General features: G+C 64.8%; 16 protein-coding genes. 5 read left to right on the top strand and 11 right to left on the bottom strand.

The window, feature by feature from the left end:
- From IB234_RS04220 to IB234_RS04210, 3 genes are read right to left on the bottom strand one after another with little or no spacing between them, the layout of a single operon-like run.
- Window positions 1–795, bottom strand: a complete 795-nt coding sequence (locus IB234_RS04220) for a thymidylate synthase (RefSeq protein WP_192314309.1) — start codon at window positions 793–795, stop codon at window positions 1–3.
- Entirely contained in the window at window positions 792–1592 is an 801-nt protein-coding gene (lgt, locus tag IB234_RS04215; protein ID WP_192314306.1) for a prolipoprotein diacylglyceryl transferase, read from the bottom strand. Before lgt ends, IB234_RS04220 begins: the two co-directional genes overlap by 4 nt.
- 9 nt (window positions 1593–1601) lie before the next feature.
- On the bottom strand, window positions 1602–2384 hold the full coding sequence (locus IB234_RS04210) for a sulfite exporter TauE/SafE family protein (RefSeq protein ID WP_192314303.1): 783 nt from the start codon (window positions 2382–2384) through the stop codon (window positions 1602–1604).
- A gap of 122 nt (window positions 2385–2506) precedes the next feature.
- On the opposite strand from IB234_RS04210, the gene IB234_RS04205 reads away from it, so the two are divergent.
- Window positions 2507–3265, top strand: coding sequence for an NRDE family protein (locus IB234_RS04205; protein WP_192314300.1), 759 nt, complete (start codon window positions 2507–2509; stop codon window positions 3263–3265).
- 154 nt (window positions 3266–3419) lie between these two features.
- Here the strand turns inward: IB234_RS04205 and IB234_RS04200 are convergent, their stop codons facing one another.
- Complete coding sequence (locus IB234_RS04200) at window positions 3420–3986, bottom strand: DUF6436 domain-containing protein (RefSeq protein WP_192314297.1); 567 nt, start codon at window positions 3984–3986, stop codon at window positions 3420–3422.
- A 110-nt stretch (window positions 3987–4096) separates the two neighbouring features.
- Between IB234_RS04200 and IB234_RS04195 the strand changes: the two genes are divergently transcribed.
- Window positions 4097–5038, top strand: coding sequence for an alpha/beta hydrolase (locus IB234_RS04195; protein WP_192315558.1), 942 nt, complete (start codon window positions 4097–4099; stop codon window positions 5036–5038).
- 10 nt (window positions 5039–5048) lie between these two features.
- Here IB234_RS04195 and IB234_RS04190 read toward each other — a convergent pair whose 3' ends face one another.
- On the bottom strand, window positions 5049–5816 hold the full coding sequence (locus IB234_RS04190) for a DUF2059 domain-containing protein (RefSeq protein WP_192314294.1): 768 nt from the start codon (window positions 5814–5816) through the stop codon (window positions 5049–5051).
- 64 nt (window positions 5817–5880) lie between these two features.
- On the opposite strand from IB234_RS04190, the gene IB234_RS04185 reads away from it, so the two are divergent.
- Window positions 5881–6489, top strand: a complete 609-nt coding sequence (locus IB234_RS04185; RefSeq protein WP_192314290.1) for a 2OG-Fe(II) oxygenase — start codon at window positions 5881–5883, stop codon at window positions 6487–6489.
- Window positions 6490–6510: 21 nt separating this feature from the next.
- Window positions 6511–7002: a DUF523 domain-containing protein gene (locus tag IB234_RS04180; RefSeq protein ID WP_192314287.1), complete on the top strand. Its 492-nt coding sequence runs from the start codon at window positions 6511–6513 to the stop codon at window positions 7000–7002.
- Window positions 7003–7134: 132 nt separating this feature from the next.
- On the opposite strand, the gene ppk1 is transcribed toward IB234_RS04180, so the two are convergent.
- From ppk1 to IB234_RS04165, 3 genes are all read right to left on the bottom strand, one after another.
- On the bottom strand, window positions 7135–9342 hold the full coding sequence (gene ppk1, locus IB234_RS04175; protein WP_192314284.1) for a polyphosphate kinase 1: 2208 nt from the start codon (window positions 9340–9342) through the stop codon (window positions 7135–7137).
- 21 nt (window positions 9343–9363) lie between these two features.
- Window positions 9364–10377: a porphobilinogen synthase gene (gene hemB, locus IB234_RS04170; protein ID WP_192314282.1), complete on the bottom strand. Its 1014-nt coding sequence runs from the start codon at window positions 10375–10377 to the stop codon at window positions 9364–9366.
- Window positions 10378–10503: 126 nt separating this feature from the next.
- Window positions 10504–11733, bottom strand: coding sequence for a sterol desaturase family protein (locus tag IB234_RS04165; RefSeq protein ID WP_192314279.1), 1230 nt, complete (start codon window positions 11731–11733; stop codon window positions 10504–10506).
- 172 nt (window positions 11734–11905) lie between these two features.
- On the opposite strand from IB234_RS04165, the gene elbB reads away from it, so the two are divergent.
- Window positions 11906–12577: an isoprenoid biosynthesis glyoxalase ElbB gene (gene elbB, locus IB234_RS04160; protein ID WP_192314276.1), complete on the top strand. Its 672-nt coding sequence runs from the start codon at window positions 11906–11908 to the stop codon at window positions 12575–12577.
- 42 nt (window positions 12578–12619) lie between these two features.
- On the opposite strand, the gene IB234_RS04155 is transcribed toward elbB, so the two are convergent.
- From IB234_RS04155 to IB234_RS04145, 3 genes are all read right to left on the bottom strand, one after another.
- Window positions 12620–15481, bottom strand: coding sequence for a class I adenylate cyclase (locus IB234_RS04155; RefSeq protein ID WP_192314273.1), 2862 nt, complete (start codon window positions 15479–15481; stop codon window positions 12620–12622).
- 135 nt (window positions 15482–15616) lie between these two features.
- Window positions 15617–15859: a TIGR02647 family protein gene (locus tag IB234_RS04150; RefSeq protein ID WP_192314270.1), complete on the bottom strand. Its 243-nt coding sequence runs from the start codon at window positions 15857–15859 to the stop codon at window positions 15617–15619.
- Between the two features lie 53 nt (window positions 15860–15912).
- A complete protein-coding gene (locus tag IB234_RS04145) occupies window positions 15913–16686 on the bottom strand; it encodes a substrate-binding periplasmic protein (RefSeq protein WP_412547894.1) in 774 nt (257 codons plus the stop codon).
- Window positions 16687–16704: the final 18 nt, after the last annotated feature.

The raw sequence follows: 16704 nt of genomic DNA, 5'->3' as shown, positions 1-16704 counted from the left end.
TTACACCGCGACCGGCGCGGCGATGTGCGGGTGGGCCTGGTAGTTCTGCAGCTCGAAGTCCTCGAACTTGAAGGCGAACAGGTCCTTCACTTCGGGATTCAGCTTCATGGTCGGCAGCGGCAGCGGCTCGCGGGTCAGCTGCAGGTCGGTCTGCTCGATGTGGTTGGCGTACAGGTGGCAGTCGCCGCCGGTCCAGACGAAATCACCCGGCTGCAGGTCGCAGACCTGGGCGATCATCAGCGTGAGCAATGCATAGCTGGCAATGTTGAAGGGCACGCCGAGGAAGATGTCGGCCGAGCGCTGGTACAGCTGGCAGCTCAGGCGGCCTTCGGCGACGTAGAACTGGAACATGGTGTGGCACGGCGGCAGGGCCATCTCGTCGACCAGCGCCGGGTTCCAGGCGGAGACGATCAGGCGGCGCGAGTCCGGATTCTTCTTGATCATCGCGATCAGCTTGCTGATCTGGTCGATCGACTCGCCGTTCGGTGCCGGCCAGCTGCGCCACTGGTAGCCGTACACCGGGCCGAGGTCGCCGTTCTCGTCGGCCCACTCGTCCCAGATGCGCACGCCGTTGTCCTTCAGGTACTTGATGTTGGTGTCGCCCTGGAGGAACCACAGCAGCTCGTGAATGATGGATTTCAGGTGGCACTTCTTGGTGGTCACCAGCGGGAAGCCGTCGGCCAGGTTGAAGCGCATCTGGTGGCCGAATACCGAGTAGGTGCCGGTGCCGGTGCGGTCGCTCTTGAAGGTGCCGGTCTCGCGCACCAGGCGCATCAGGTCGAGGTACTGTTTCATTGCGCGGCTCCTTGAACGGCCTGGCGGCGGTAGGCCCAGATCATCAGGCCGAGGCCGCCGAGAATCATCGGCAGGCACAGCACCTGGCCCATGGTCAGCCAGCCGCCAGCCAGATAGCCGAGCTGGGCATCCGGCACGCGGACGAACTCGACGATAAAGCGGAACACGCCATAGCAGATGGCGAACAGGCCGGACACCGCCATGGTCGGGCGCGGCTTGCGCGAATATGCCCAGAGGATCAGGAACAGGGCCACCCCTTCGAGGGCGAACTGGTACAGCTGCGACGGGTGGCGTGGGTCCGGCCCACCGTTGGGGAAGACCATGGCCCAGGGCACGTCGGTGGCCTTGCCCCACAGCTCGGAGTTGATGAAGTTGCCGATGCGCCCGGCGCCCAGGCCGATCGGCACCAGCGGCGCGATGAAGTCCATCAGCTCGAAGAAGCTCTTGCCGTTGCGCCGGCCGAACAGCCAGGTGGCCAGCATCACGCCGATCAGGCCGCCGTGGAAGGACATGCCGCCTTCCCAGACGCGGACGATCTTCAGCGGGTCGGCCACGTAGGCGGACAGGTCATAGAACAGCGCATAGCCCAGGCGACCGCCGAGGATCACGCCCATGGCCACCCAGAACACCAGGTCGGAGAGTTTCTCCTTGCTCCAACTGGGGTCGAAGCCCTTCAGCCGGCGGCTGGCGAGGAACCAGGCGCCGCCGATGCCGACCAAGTACATCAGGCCGTACCAGTGGATCTTGATGACACCGAGGTCCAGTGCCACCGGGTTTATCTGCGGATAAGTCAGCATTGCGACTCCTTAGATCAGGAAGCTCACGCCCACGCACAACAGCAGCAGGGCGAACAGTCGTTTCAGTACGGTTGCCGGCAAACGGTGCGCCAGGCGCGCGCCGATGCGGGCGAAAAACATGCTGGTGATGGCGATACCGGCCAGCGCCGGCAGGTACACGTAGCCCAGGCTCCACGCCGGCAGGTGCGCCTCGTTCCAGCCCAGCAGCATGAAGCTCAGGGCGCTGGCCACAGCGATCGGCAAACCGCACGCCGAGGAGGTCGCCACCGCCTGCTGCATGGGCACGCTGCGCCAGGTCAGGAACGGCACGGTCAGCGAGCCGCCGCCGATACCGAAGATCGCCGAGGCCCAGCCAATCACCACGCCGGCCAGGGTCAGCCCGGGCTTGCCTGGGACAGTGCGACTGGCCTTGGGTTTCAAACCCATACCCATCTGGATGGCGATGACGATGGCGAACACGCCGATGATCTTCTGCAGCATCGGCCCCTGGATGGCCGCCGCGGTCGTCGCGCCAACCGCCGCGCCGAGCAGGATGCCCAGCGCCATCCAGGCGAACACCGGCCACAGCACGGCGCCCTTGCGCTGGTGTTCAAGCACCGAGTTGATCGAGGTGAAGATGATGGTGGCCAGCGAGGTGCCCACCGCCAGGTGGGTCAGGATCGCCTGATCGAAGCCCTGGGCGGTGAAGCTGAACACCAGCACCGGCACGATGATGATGCCGCCGCCCACGCCGAACAGCCCGGCCAGCACACCGGCCGCCGCACCCAGCAGCAGATAGAGCAGGAATTCCATGCAGTCCCCCGAAAACGAAGCGGCATGGTAACGGATGGCCATCCTGCCCTCCAGCCGAGGCGATGGATGCCCATGGCTTTGTTAGACTCCAGGCACCTGACCACAGGCCCCTTGGAGGTGGTATGTGCCTGATCGTCTTCGCCTGGCGCCCCGGACACCCGCAACCGCTGGTACTGGCAGCCAACCGCGACGAGTTCTATGAGCGTGCCACCCTACCGCTGGGCGAATGGCAAGAGTCGCCGGGGCTCTACGCCGGCCGCGATCTGCTGGCCGGTGGTACCTGGCTGGGGGTGACGGACGAGGGCCGTTTCGCCGCCCTGACCAATATTCGCGATCCGCGCCAGCCGCGCGGCGGAAACTCGCGCGGAGAGCTGACGACCGCCTTCCTGCAGGGCAACCTGGATGCCGAGGCCTTCCTCGCCGAACTGGCACCACGGGTCGATGACTACAGCGGCTTCAACCTGCTGCTTGGCGACCGCCGTGCCCTGTACTTCTTCAACTCCGAGCAGGGCGAGATCCGCCGCCTGATGCCCGGACTCTATGGCCTGTCCAACGCAGACCTGGACACACCCTGGCCCAAAGTACTGCGCGCCACCGCGGCACTCGCCAAAACCCTGAACGATCCGCAGCCGGATAACTTGCTGGAATTGCTCGGCGATTGTCAGCAACCACCACGGGTGCTGCTGCCGGACACTGGCGTCGGTATCGACTGGGAAATGCTGCTGGCCACCGTGTTCATCGTCGGCCCCGGCTACGGTACCCGTGCCAGCACCGCGCTGGTGCTACAGGGCAATGGCGGCATACGCCTGACGGAGCGCAGCTTCGGCGGCGGCGGCGAGGTGATCGGTGAGGTGGATCTGCGGCTGGGACCACAGCAGTAAGCTCGACCCTGCTGACGATCTTTTGAGCTGGGGAGGGCCCAGCCATGAGCTTGCCCGACCAACAAACAGAACACGTTCTACAAGCGCCAGATGCGCAGTCCCGACCTCATTTCAGCGTCACAGGGCCAGCGATCAACAGGGCGTGAGCAGCCCCTTAATCCTGCCAGTCGCAGAAACAGCCCACCGCCAAGTTGCTGTCGGCCCGCACCGGCCGACCGGCAACCAACGCCTCGATGATCGGCTCGATGAAGCTGTTGCTGGAGGTACACAGCGCCCCCTCGCTGTAAGGCCCGAAGTAGGCCAGGCGCCCCTCCTGGTCCCAGATCGCCACTGCCGGGCTGGCCGGCAGATGCTCGCTGCCGGGAACACTCTCCAGTGGCTGCAACGCCTGCAGGTTGTCCGGCAGGCGACCGTGGCTGCCGACCTTCTGCAGCGCATAGAACTGCACACCGCGCGGCACATAGGTCTGCACCAGCTCACCAAGGTGCTGCTGGTTGCCCACGTTGCAAGGGCAGCCCGGGTCCCAGAAATGCACCAGGCGAATCGGCCCCGGCCCGGCCAACTCATCCGGCAGGCGCAGCTCGGCGCCAACGAACAGTTCGGTACGCGATTCAAACGGACGGATATAGCGCGTCTGGAACCACCACAGGGCAGCAGCCATGGCGCCTAGCCAGAGAACGACGAGCAAGCTGACGAGAATGGTTTTGCGACGGGCTGACATGATCGACGGCACAGGGGAAAGACGCCTAGCTTGCCACGCCACGCCCGACAGCAGAATATCGGCTGTCCCTCACCGCCGGCTGGAATGCCATGACCGCGATGCCTCAGCCCCTGCCAGAGCCTTTCCAGCCCGAGCGCCTGCGCGCCGCCCTGCGACCCTTGGTCGCGGCCACCACCCCGGCGGATGCCGAAATCCTGACCTACCAGCGCTACTACGGCCTGGACCTGCCACAGCACGCCGGGGTGCACAGCCGCCTGGGCCGCTTCGAGTGCGACGGGCTTGGCCTGGTGGCGCAGCTATGGTTGCCGCCGGAGCCCAAGGCAACGCTGATTCTGCTGCACGGCTACTACGACCACATGGGCCTGTACCGCCATGTGGTGGATTGGGCATTGGGGCAGAACCTCGCCGTGCTGGCCTGCGACCTGCCCGGCCATGGCCTGTCCGAGGGCGCCCGGGCCAGCATCGACGACTTCTCCGCCTACCAGCGCACCCTGCAGTGCCTGTTCGCCGAAGCCACCAGCCTCGACCTGCCACAACCCTGGCATCTGTGCGGGCAGAGCACCGGAGGCGCCATCCTGCTGGACTTCCTGCTACTCGGCGAACCGCGCTCGGAGCCTGGCGCCACCATCCTCCTGGCCCCCCTGATACGGCCACGGGCGTGGGGCCTGTCCCGGCTCAGCTATCACCTGATCGGCCCGTTCCGCCGCGAGATCCCACGGCGTTTCTCGGAGAACTCCAGCGATGCCGAGTTCCTCGACTTCCTGCAGAACCGCGACCCGCTGCAACCGCGCAACCTGCCGACCGCCTGGGTCGGTGCCCTGGCCAGGTGGATTCCGCGCATCGAGAAGGCGCCGCGCAAACCGTTGCGGCCGCTTGTGATCCAGGGCGAAGCGGACATGACCGTGGACTGGCGGCACAACCTGCCGGTGCTGCAGGCCAAGTTCGACCAGCCGGAGATCCTGCGCATACCCGGCGCCCGCCACCATCTGGTCAACGAGAGCGAAGGCATTCGCCGCGAGTACTTCGACTTCCTCAGCGAGCACCTGCGCTAGCGAACCTGCGTCAGATGCCCTGCTGGGCGGGCTGAATGCTCTGCCCGCTCTGCTGCGCCGCCAGTGCCGCCCGTAGCGCCGCCACGGCAGCCTGGTAGTAGGCCTTGCCACCCGGGGACTCGGCGAAAGTGGCGAACTCGTCCAGCTCCGGATCGGACAGATCCCGGTAGACGTGCATCAGAGTGTTGTCGATATCCGCCTCGATCTGCTGCATCAGCCGCTCACGCTGGCTCTGCACCAGCATCTGCGTCTGATCACCGCCAAACAGGCCTGGCACCATCGAGCTCAGGCTGTCGGCGGCAACGCCCGCCAGGGCCAGGCTGACCTCGGCACCGGCTTCAGTGACCGGCAAGGCCTGGGCCAGGTGGCGAATCAGCAGGCGCCGACTGATGTCAGCCTCGATCGGCGGCAGGCCATCGGCGTGGGCCGCCAACTGGTCACGGGTGGTGGCGCGAGTCTCGGCGGCGACGATGCGCCGCCCCAGCGGGGACTCGAAGAACTGCAACGCCGGCTGCGGGTCAGCCAATTCCGTACGGAATGCCGACTGGGCGCGCTGATCCATCGCTGCGGGTTCGAAGCGGCGATTGCTGTTCTGCACCAGGGCCTGGAACACCGCCGGCGGCAGGGTCGACTGGTAACGCTGCTGGGCGGCCTTGAGGGCCTCACCGAAATGGTCGCGCTGCTCCGGCCAGCCCGCGCTCTGGTAGAGCCTGGCGTGGTCGTCGGCGGCAACGGTGAAGCTGCACAGCAGCATGAACAGAGCAAAAACGGCGCGCATGAATAACTCCTGTCTGGCGGCGGCTATTGTAGGGGCCCGCAGGCTGCGCTGGTAGAATCGGCGCATGACCGATCAGCACCTGCAGCGGCTCCTGCCGCAAATCATCGACGACCTCGCCGGACAAGGCTGGTCGCGGCAGACTCACATCCTGCCGGAAACTCTGACCCGCGAATTGGCCATCGAGTGCCGCAAGCGCGCTCGCGACGGCGCGCTGAGCCCTGCCGGCGTCGGCCGCGGCCAGGGCCTGGCGGTGCGCGAAGGCATCCGCGGCGACAGCATCCAGTGGCTGGAGAGCGGCCAGAGCCCGCCCAGCGATGGCTACCTGCAGGCCATGGACGAAGTGCGCCAGGCACTCAACCAGGCCTTCTTCCTCGGCCTGGAAGACTTCGAATGCCACTTCGCCAGTTACCCGCCCGGCGCCTTCTACCAGAAGCACCTCGACCGTTTCCGCGATGACGACCGCCGTACCGTCACCGCCGTGTACTACCTCAACGACGACTGGCAGGCCGACGAAGGCGGCGCCCTGCGCATGTATCTACCGGACGAAACCGAGCTGGATGTGCTGCCGGCCGCCGGCACCCTGATCCTGTTCATGTCTGCCGAGCTGCCGCACGAAGTGCTGCCGGCCACACGCGAACGCCTGTCGCTCACCGGCTGGTTCCGCCGGCGCTGAGCAGTAGGCGGGAGAGGAAGGATGGAGAAGTTGCTGGTCAGCCGCTGCCTGCTCGGCCACAGGGTGCGCTATGACGGCGGCGCCCATGGCCCCTACGACTTGCTGCAACACTGGCAGGACGAAGGCCGCATCGTTGCCCTGTGCCCGGAAGTAGCTGGCGGCCTGCCCACTCCACGACCACCGGCGGAGATTCCCGGTGGCCAGGGTGGCGGCGTGCTGGATGGCCGCCTGCCGGTGCTCACCGACGATGGTGCTGACGTTACCGCCGCCTTCGTTGCCGGAGCCAAGATCGCCCTGCGCCTGGTCAGCCAGCATGGTCTGCGCGTGGCCGTGCTCAAGGCGCGCAGCCCGTCCTGCGGCAATACCCACACCTACGACGGCAGCTTCGGCGGTCAGCTGGTCGAAGGCGAGGGAGTCACCGCCGCCCTGCTCAAGCGCCATGGCGTAAGGGTGTTCAACGAGACCCAGTTGAGCGAGGCCGCCGCCGAGCTGGCCAGGCTGGAGGCCGAGTAGCCCCTGCTCGGCAGTCACTGGCTGCACCGCCCTCCAGACAACGATCATGTGCTGGCATCCGACGCCCGTCCGTTGCAGTCTTTCGGCCCAATGAAAAGGGAGGCATCTGCCTCCCCTTTTTATCCACCGAACTCAGCGCACCTGTGGCGCCGTCAGCTTCTCCAGCAGTGCCGCCTGGGCATTGCGTGGGTTGGCGTTGCCGCTCGGGCTGGTGCGCAGGTAGCGCCCGTCCGGCTGCAGCACCCAGGCCTGGGTGTTGTCGGACAGATAGCTCTCCAGCTCCTTCTTGACCCGGGTAATCAGCTTCTTGCCCTCCACCGGGAAGCAGGTCTCCACCCGCTTGTCGAGGTTGCGCTCCATCCAGTCGGCACTGGAGAGGAACAACTGCTCGTCGCCGCCGTTGAGGAAGTAGTAGATCCGGCTGTGTTCGAGGAAGCGACCGACGATCGAACGCACATGGATATTGTGTGACACGCCATGCACACCCGGCCGCAGGCAGCACATGCCACGCACCACCAGGTCGACACGCACGCCCATCTGGCTGGCTTTGTACAGCGCGCGGATGATCTTCGGATCAGTCAGCGAGTTGACCTTGGCCATGACGTGCGCCGGCTTGCCCTCGCTGGCGAACTGCGCCTCGCGGGCGATCATGTCGAGCAGGGTCTTCTTCAGAGTGAAGGGCGCGTGCAGCAGCTTCTTCATGCGCAGGGTCTTGCCCATGCCGATCAGCTGGTTGAACAGCTTGGACACGTCCTCGCCCAGCGCCTCGTCGGCGGTCAACAAGCTGTAGTCGGTATACAGCCGGGCATTGCCGGCGTGGTAGTTACCGGTGCCGAGGTGAGCGTAGCGGCGCAGCTCGCCGTTTTCGCGGCGCAGAATCAGCATCATCTTGGCGTGGGTCTTGAAGCCGACCACACCGTAGATCACCACCGCACCGGCAGCCTGCAGGCGGCTGGCCAACTGCAGGTTGGACTCCTCGTCGAAGCGCGCGCGCAACTCGATCACCGCCGTGACCTCCTTGCCGCTGCGCGCCGCTTCCACCAGCGCGTCGACGATCTCCGAGTTGGCGCCGGAGCGGTACAGGGTCTGCTTGATCGCCAGGACGTTGGGGTCCTTGGCGGCCTGACGCAGCAGGTCGATCACCGGGGTGAAGGACTCGAACGGGTGCATCAGCAGGATGTCCTGCTTGCCCACCACGCTGAAGATGTTCTCGGCGTTCTGCAGCAGCTTGGGAATCACCGGGGTGAAGCTCGGGTGCTGCAACTCGGGGTGGCTGTCGAGACCGGTGATGCTGAACAGGCGGGTCAGGTTGACCGGGCCGTTGACGCGGTACAGCTCGCTCTCGGCCAAGTTGAACTGCTTGAGCAGGTAGTCGGACAGCTGCGCCGGGCAGGTCTCGGCCACCTCCAGGCGCACGGCATCACCATAGCGGCGGCTGAACAGTTCGCCACGCAGAGCACGCGCCAGATCTTCTACGTCCTCGGTGTCCACCGAGAGGTCGGCGTTACGGGTCAGGCGGAACTGGTAGCAGCCCTTCACTTTCATGCCGGGGAACAGGTCGTCGGCGTGGGCGTGGATCATCGATGAGAGGAACACATAGTTGTCCCCTGCCCCGCCCACTTCCTCCGGCACGCGGATGATCCGCGGCAGCAGGCGCGGCGCCGGGATGATGGCCAGACCGGAGTCGCGGCCGAAGGCATCGATGCCCTCCAGCTCGACGATGAAGTTGAGGCTTTTGTTCACCAGCAGCGGGAACGGGTGCGTCGGGTCGAGGCCGATCGGCGTGATGATCGGCGCGATCTCGTCGCGGAAGTAGCGACGCACCCAGGTCTTGATCTTGGTCGTCCAGTGACGGCGGCGGATGAAGTTGACCTGGTGCTTGGCCAGCTCCGGCAGCAGCACGTCGTTGAGCAGCGCGTACTGGCGGTCGACCTGCTCGTGGGCGATTTCCGAGATGCGGGCCAGCACCTGGCTCGGCAGCAGGCCGTCGGCACCGGCCTGTTCGCGGGCGAAGTTGATCTGCTTCTTCAGGCCGGCGACGCGGATCTCGAAGAACTCGTCGAGGTTGCTGGAGAAGATCAGCAGGAATTTGAGCCGCTCGAGCAGCGGGTAGGACTCGTCCAGCGCCTGCTCCAGCACGCGGATGTTGAACTGCAGCTGCGACAGCTCGCGATGGATGTACAGGCTGCTGTCATCCACGCCGGGGATCGGCGGCGCCGGCGCGGGGGCCGGCTCCGGTTCCGGCGCGACCTCGGCGATGACCTCGGCCGGCGCCTCCTGCGGCTCGACCTCGAGCTGCGCATCGGCGATCTGGATCTTGCTGAGTCCCTCGGTATTCATGCCTTGCTTCCCTGGGGCGGCTCAGCGCCCCTCGTTCAAGAGTTCTGCCGCACGCACGGCGAAGTAGGTGAGGATGCCATCGGCGCCTGCCCGTTTGAAAGCCGTCAGCGATTCGAGGATCACCGCCTCGCTGAGCCAGCCATTCTGGATCGCCGCCATGTGCATGGCGTATTCGCCACTGACCTGGTAGACGAAGGTGGGCACGCGGAATTCGCTTTTCACTCGCTGCAGGATGTCCAGATAGGGCATGCCTGGCTTGACCATGACCATGTCGGCGCCTTCGGCCAGGTCCGCCGCCACTTCGTGCAGGGCCTCGTCGCCATTGGCCGGGTCCATCTGGTAGCTGGCCTTGTTGGCCTTGCCCAGGTTGGCCGCCGAGCCGACCGCATCGCGGAACGGGCCGTAGTAGGCGCTGGCGTACTTGGCCGAGTAGGCCATGATGCGCACATTGACATGGTCAGCCAGCTCCAGCGCCTCGCGGATGGCCTGCACGCGACCGTCCATCATGTCCGACGGCGCCACCACCTGGGCACCGGCCTCAGCGTGGGACAGGGCCTGTTTGACCAGGGCGTCCACGGTCACGTCGTTCATCACATAGCCGGAGTCGTCGAGGATGCCGTCCTGGCCATGGGTGGTGAACGGGTCCAGGGCCACGTCGCTGATCACCCCCAGCTCGGGGAACTTGGCGCGCAGGGCACGAATGGCACGCTGGGCAATGCCGTCCGGGTTCCAGGCTTCGCTGCCGTCGAGCGACTTCTTCTCCAGCGGTGTCACCGGGAACAGCGCCAGGGCGGGAATACCCAGCGCCACCCAACGCTCCGCCTCCTGCAGCAGCAGGTCGATGGACAGACGCTCGACACCCGGCATCGACGGAATCGCCTCACGGCGGTTCTCACCGTCGAGGACGAACACCGGCAGGATCAGATCATTGGTGGTCAATACGTTCTCGCGCACCAGGCGACGGGAAAACTCATCACGACGGTTGCGACGCAGGCGGGTAGCGGGAAACAGGCGATTGGCGGGGGTAAAGCTCACGACGGACTCCAGAACCCGCACAGCGGGCGAGTGTGACAGTTGTACCCGGCCATTATGACCAAATAATGACTGCCACACCCAGACTGCGACGGGGGGCCGCAGTTCCGTCGCCGTGGGCCGGAGCGATCAGGCCGGCTGCACGTGCATCCTCCGTGGCCAGAACAGCCAGACAAGGCTGAACAGACTCCAAACCGTCAGTATCACCCAGGGCAGGCTGCCAGCGTCGATCAGGCCCACTTGCTGGGCCCAGACCAGAGCCGGCAAGTTGAGCCCCAGACGCAGCGCCTCCAGCGAACGAGCGAATGGCCGGTTCTCCAGCCAGACGCCGACGCAGTACAGCCCGAAAGCCACCCACAGCCAGGCACCAGCCAGCACACCGATGCTCTGCTGCGCCGCTATAGCCAGCAGGCCACTGGTGCCCAGCACATAGGTGGCGAACTGCAGTCCGGCATACAGCTTCTGCCCACGCGCCAGCGGCACCTCGAACTTGCGAAACTCGGCCAGGTCCGGTTTCTCCATCGGATAGCGTGCCGCCACGTCGGCCGGGCGCCAGCCAGTAGGCATAAACCAGATGCGCAGCTTGTCCCACCAAGATCCGGCACGAGCGGCGTCGCGCCACAGCTGCACGTAGAACTGCAGGTTGGCCCACAGCGGGTTCCAGCTGCGCAGCGGCACGGTCACGCCGAACACTACCGGATGTTCGTCCAGCTCCTCCTGAAAGGTGCCGAACAGGCGATCCCAAAGGATGAACACGCCACCGTAGTTACGGTCCATGTAGATAGCGTTCTGCGCATGATGGACGCGGTGGTTGGAGGGGGTGATGAAGAACCACTCGAACCAGCCCAGCTTGGGCACGTGGCGGGTATGCACCCAGAACTGATAAAGCAGGTTGAGTGCGCCGACGGTGACGAACACCAGCGGTGGCACACCGGCCACTGCCATCGGCAGGAAGAAGATCCAGCTCAGCAGGAAGCCCGTACTAGTCTGTCGCAACGCGGTGGAGAGGTTGTAGTCCTCGCTCTGGTGATGCACCACGTGGGATGCCCAGAATACGTTGCGTTCATGGCCGAAGCGGTGGTTCCAGTAGTAACAGAAGTCATAGAACACGAACGCCAGCACCCAGACCCAGGGCTCGTTGGGCAGCTCTGTCAGGTGCAGGTGTTCATAGGCGAAGGCATAACCGAGCACGGCGATAGCCTTGCTCAACAGGCCGCTGGCCTGGGACAGAACGCCGGCGCTGAGACTATTCAGCGAGTCGGCCAGGCGATAGGTGCTGATACCGCGCAGACGATCGGCGATCAGCTCAGCGGCGATGAGCAGGAAGAAGAAGGGTACGGCGAGCAGGATCAGGTTCATGGTTGGGCACGGCACAGTTGACCTAAGCTGATCCTAGACCCACGCGCCCTGGCACTCGCGACGGCAAATGCCAGCGAATGTGGCATTTGACGACATGCCGTCACTCGACGCTCGTACGAGGTATCGGCGAAACTGAAGCATCGTCTTATTTGGTTGTCCTTTGGAGAACAGCATGCATAAACGAGTCGCGGTCATCCTTTCCGGCTGTGGCGTCTATGACGGCGCGGAAATCCACGAAAGCGTGATCACCCTGCTGCGCCTGGATCAGCGTGGCGCCCAGGTCCAGTGCTTCGCCCCCAACGTTGCGCAGATGCATGTGATCAACCACCTTACTGGCGAGGAAATGCCGGAGACCCGCAACGTGCTCACCGAGGCGGCACGCATCGCCCGTGGCGATGTGATGGATGTCCGCGAGCTGAAGGCCGAGCAATTCGATGCCCTGATCCTGCCGGGTGGCTTTGGCGTGGCCAAGAACCTCTCCAACTTCGCCGTGGAGGGTGCCAGTTGCAGCGTGCAGCCGGACGTACTTGCTGCGGCCCAGGCCTTTGCTCAGGCCGGCAAACCGGTCGGCCTGATCTGCATTGCCCCGGCCCTCGCCGCGAAGATCTATGGTGAAGGCGTAGTCTGCACCCTTGGCGCGGAAGACGATCCGGCCGTGGAGGGCCTGACCGCCATGGGCGGGCGCCACGCCGAGTGCGTGGTGGAAGATATAGTCGAAGACCCCGAGCGCAAGCTGGTCAGCACCCCCGCCTACATGCTGGCCGAGTCCATCGCCCAGGCCGCCGCCGGCATCAACAAGCTGGTCGACCGCGTGCTGGAGCTGGCCCAGCCACAGCCGCAGTAACCGCCGCAGCCATGTTCTCCCTGAGAGGGCATGGCTTCATGCTCAGGCGCTCTGCAAAGCTCTGTTCAAAGCCCCTTCCAGCTCAGCCTTGTAGCGCAGGTAATGGATGGTCTGCGCATGGCCGTCACCGACGATGCGAGACAGGTCGAGATCGGTGATGTAGCACGGATAGCGCTCCGCCCCCCGGCGCTGAGCCAGGATATGTCGGGCAACCGCACCAAACAGGTCGGCCCCGAACTCCAGCTCCGAGAATTCGCGGTGATTGCAGTACAGGGTGACATGAACCTGCCCGTGTTCGGCCGGCTCGACGATGGCCTGTACATCGTAAAAGGAGTGGCTCACCGGTGCCTGGGGCGGCGCTCGGCGCTCCAGATTGCGAGCACGATGAGGCGGCGCCGGCAGCACCTCGTAATACAGCACCTCCAGCGCAGCCGGCGGCAGGGGGCTGTCCAGAGGCAACAAGGCATTGCGCCGATACAGCACCGACTGCAGGAAACGTTGCAACGGGGTCAGCAGGCTCTGCTCGTCACGAAATGGCAGGCGCTGGCGCCACAATGCGTTGTATTCGTCCAGCACCGAGAGTTCGGCCAGGGCGCCATCGACCCTGTAGAACACCTGAATGCACTGCGGGCGCCCCATGGGCAGGATAAGAGCCAGATCCTCCCCTTCCAGAGCATGGCGATCCAGATGCAGAGGGCTATAGGCGGACTGCTCCTCCCCCAGATGCTCGACCAAACCGGGCAGATCGCTCAAAGCAGCATGGCTGACCTGACCGGGCAGCAGCTCCAGCACGTGATACTGCTGCTGAACCTGCAGCAGGTAGCGACTACTACCTTCTTCGCCAAGGCTGGCCTGGGCATCGCGGAACAATTCCTCCACCCTCTGAGCGATGGCCTGGGCTCGGTTGCGGCAGAAGCAGCGCACCTTGAACTCCGGCCGACGCTCGCCCGAGGGCAATGCATTGAGGTAATCCCGCAGGCATTCGAGCAGCGCATGAGGACCGTCGTAACGGCTGACCATCAGCTCGTTCCAGCTGTTCAGGCTAACCTGGTCCAGGGTCAATACCAGGTTCTCGCGTACACCGGCGTATCCCAGCGAGTCGGTACGGCCTGTAGTCAGATGCACATTGAGCTGGCTGTGGGCTTTCAGCGGATCCATTCCCACATTCACCAGCAACAGCACCTGGGCCGGCTCAGAGGCTTGCAGGAGCGACTCCTCACCTACCGGAGGCAATGGCAACGGAATGCTCTGCTGCAGACTGGTGAGCAGGCTGGACAGCTCGAACTCGGTCAGGTCGCTGGTTCCCGGATGCAGTGACAGACGGGTGCTGGGGTCGATCACTCCGTTGCGGTGGCACCAGGCAAGCAGGTCGATGAGATGGCGACTCCGCTTGAGCGGTGCGAAATCCGGCCACTCCTGATTGTTCAGGCTGCCATGATAGAGGGCCCAGAGGCTTTCCCCTTGCGCCTCCGGCGCAGGTGTCTGCACCAGGGTAAGGGTATCCTCGGCCAGGTCCGGGGCGATGCCCGGGTTGATGAACTCGATCTTGCCGGCCTTGCGCTCGAACGCGGCGTACAGGCGGCGACCAAGTACGCCAAGGTCACGATTGTTGAGCGGACTGGCGGCCTGCTCGTTGCGGGCGAACTGCGACAGGAAGCGGTAGCTGTAGGTCAGCTCGTTGACCAGCGCGCGCCTCTCCGCGCTGACCTGGCGCACTTTCCACTGGCTGCGGCTATCGAGCATGGCCAGCTCTCGCTGACTCCAATGCCATTCACCAGTGAGGCGTTCGAACAGCAGCCGCTGCCAGCTCTTGGCACGCTGCCGTGGCGGAACGCTAAGCTTCTTGCCGACCTTGAGGTAGAGGCAACGCCGGATCAGCTCCAGACGCTCCAGTTCGCCACGGGCGGTGAGGTATTCCTCCAGGCGGCGGTACACCACGATATATGGGTCGAGCTCATCCAGGTCCAGCCGGTTGGCATACACCGCCTGCTTGAAGCGCAGGCTCAGGCACTCCACCCGTGGATGCTCGCTCGCATAGACCTCGGTGAGCAGCAGCTTGAGTACGGACTTGTAGGGCGAGTCGATACCCTTGAACAGCTGCCACATGCCGGCACCGATGAACTCACCTGGCGGAATACGAGCCAGGTGGCCTAGGTCGAGAACCTCCTCGGCACGAATGAAACGCTTGCTCAAGAGCGCGTGGGTATAAGCACGGTAGTTGGCCTCTTCGTACACAGGCACCAGCCACCACAACGGTGTGCGCCCGCCTAGCCAGATGGCGGTGCGGTAGAACTCGTCAAGCAGCAGGTAATGCTGGGTGGTGCCGCAATCGTCGGAGGTCAGCTGCGCCTCGCGATCCCCCTCGGTGAAGCGCGCCGGGTCGATCAGGAAACAGTGCACCTCGGCGCCCTGGGTAGCGGCCCAGCCTTCCAGTTGATCGCACTTGCGGCGCAGCTCGGCCAGGGTGCGCGCATCCAGCGCCGGGTCGTGGCACACCCACAGGTCCATATCGCTCTGCTCGGCCTGGGCCACGGTGCCAAGGCTGCCCATCAGGAACAGGCCGTGAATCGGCGTGGGCGCCTTGCCGCCCGCCACACCCCGACGGGTCTTATAGGTGAACGAGCGGGTCAGACGCTGAGCCTCGGCGAGAAGGTCATCGTCCGGCTCGAAGCCGGAGAGCCCCGCCGGTGTACTGGTCGAGACATAGCCCGGCAGCAGCGGGTGGTTCACGTGGAACAACAGCGGCAACAGCTTGAGTACCAGTTGCTGGCGCGTCGACAGCGCCTGCATGGCTCGCCCAAGACGACCGCCGTTGATTTTCAGGAAGCGCGCGCGCAACTGCGCCATGACCTTGCGATCAATGCCGTCGTTGATATCCGGGCGGATTTCGTGGGTGCGCGTCATTTACTGCTCGCAGCGATGGTGGCAGCAAGACTACCAGCGCCGAGGGGCGGCTGGCAGTCATTCCTGCTCACTGTATCGGCGGCTTCCAGCCATGGCTGTAGGGCGCGGTCAGGACCGGTCGCGCCCGAGGTGGGGTCAAGCGGGTTGCGGGCAGAGGATGGTCAATAGCGCCTGGGCATGCTCGGCGGCGTCCAGTCCCAGGCTGGTCAGGTAGCCGCCGTCGGCCTGGGTCACCAGGCCCTTCTCGTGCAGGCGGGTGATGGCATGCTGGGCACGACTGGAAGCGTTGTTGTGCACCTTGAGGCCCTCCTGATGGTTGTCCAGGTTGTACAGGGCGAGGATTTCCAGCTCGGCAATCAGTTCCGGTGTGTAGGCCATGTCTATTCCGTCTTCTTGTTGGGATGGATGCTGTCGAGTGTAGCGGTCGGAGCTCAATTCGTTACCTCCACGTGCCGCCAGTGATCGAGAATACGCTGGTAGCTGCCATCCGCCCTGATCTTGCGCATACCCTCATCGAAGCGTTGCAACAGCAGGTCGGACTGCGGGTGGTAGCGGGAGAAGCTCAGGTACAGCTGCGGCTGGTGAATGGTGGCCACGGGGGTGAAATGGCCTTGCAGCTCGGGGCGCTCATGGAACAACGCCTGGGCGGTGGCACGAAAAGCCACGGTGTAGTCGACCCGGCCGCGCTGGAGCATGAGGAAACCGTTGAGATCACGCCGTACCGGCACACGCACGGGGCGCGGATCGCCGTCGAAGCGGCTGCCGTATTCGTAGCCGATGGTCACCGCCACCCGACGGCCGGCCAGAGCATCGAGAGAGTCAACGGTCTTTGCCTGGTCGCTACGGGCCCATAGCAGAATGTCGTCACTGAACAGAGCCTCCTTGGGCAGTTTGAACGCGGCGGCAATGCGGGCATCGGGCGAGGTATTGAAACAGCCGGCGAGCTGGCCCGTGCGGGTCAGCTCCATGCAACGTGAATAGGGATAGGGCAGCAGCTCGATGCGGGTATCGCTGGCTGCGAAGGCAGCTCGGACGATGTCGACCGACAGCCCCTCCACCTTGCCATCCCTATAGGCGGTGAATGGGTACCAGTCGTTCTCGGCGCCGATGCCATAGACGGTGTCGGCCTGGACCAGCGGAGCCAGCAACCAGCAAGTGGCCAACAGGCAGATGGTCAGCGACAGACTGCGTGCGCGTACGTCCAAGGTGCCTCCGTCGGAGCG

The organism is Pseudomonas sp. PDM16, from assembly GCF_014851865.1.
In the GTDB taxonomy this organism is placed as follows: Bacteria; Pseudomonadota; Gammaproteobacteria; order Pseudomonadales; family Pseudomonadaceae; genus Aquipseudomonas.
Note: the sequence above shows the minus strand (reverse complement) of the source record. Positions and strands in the feature narration are given on the sequence as shown.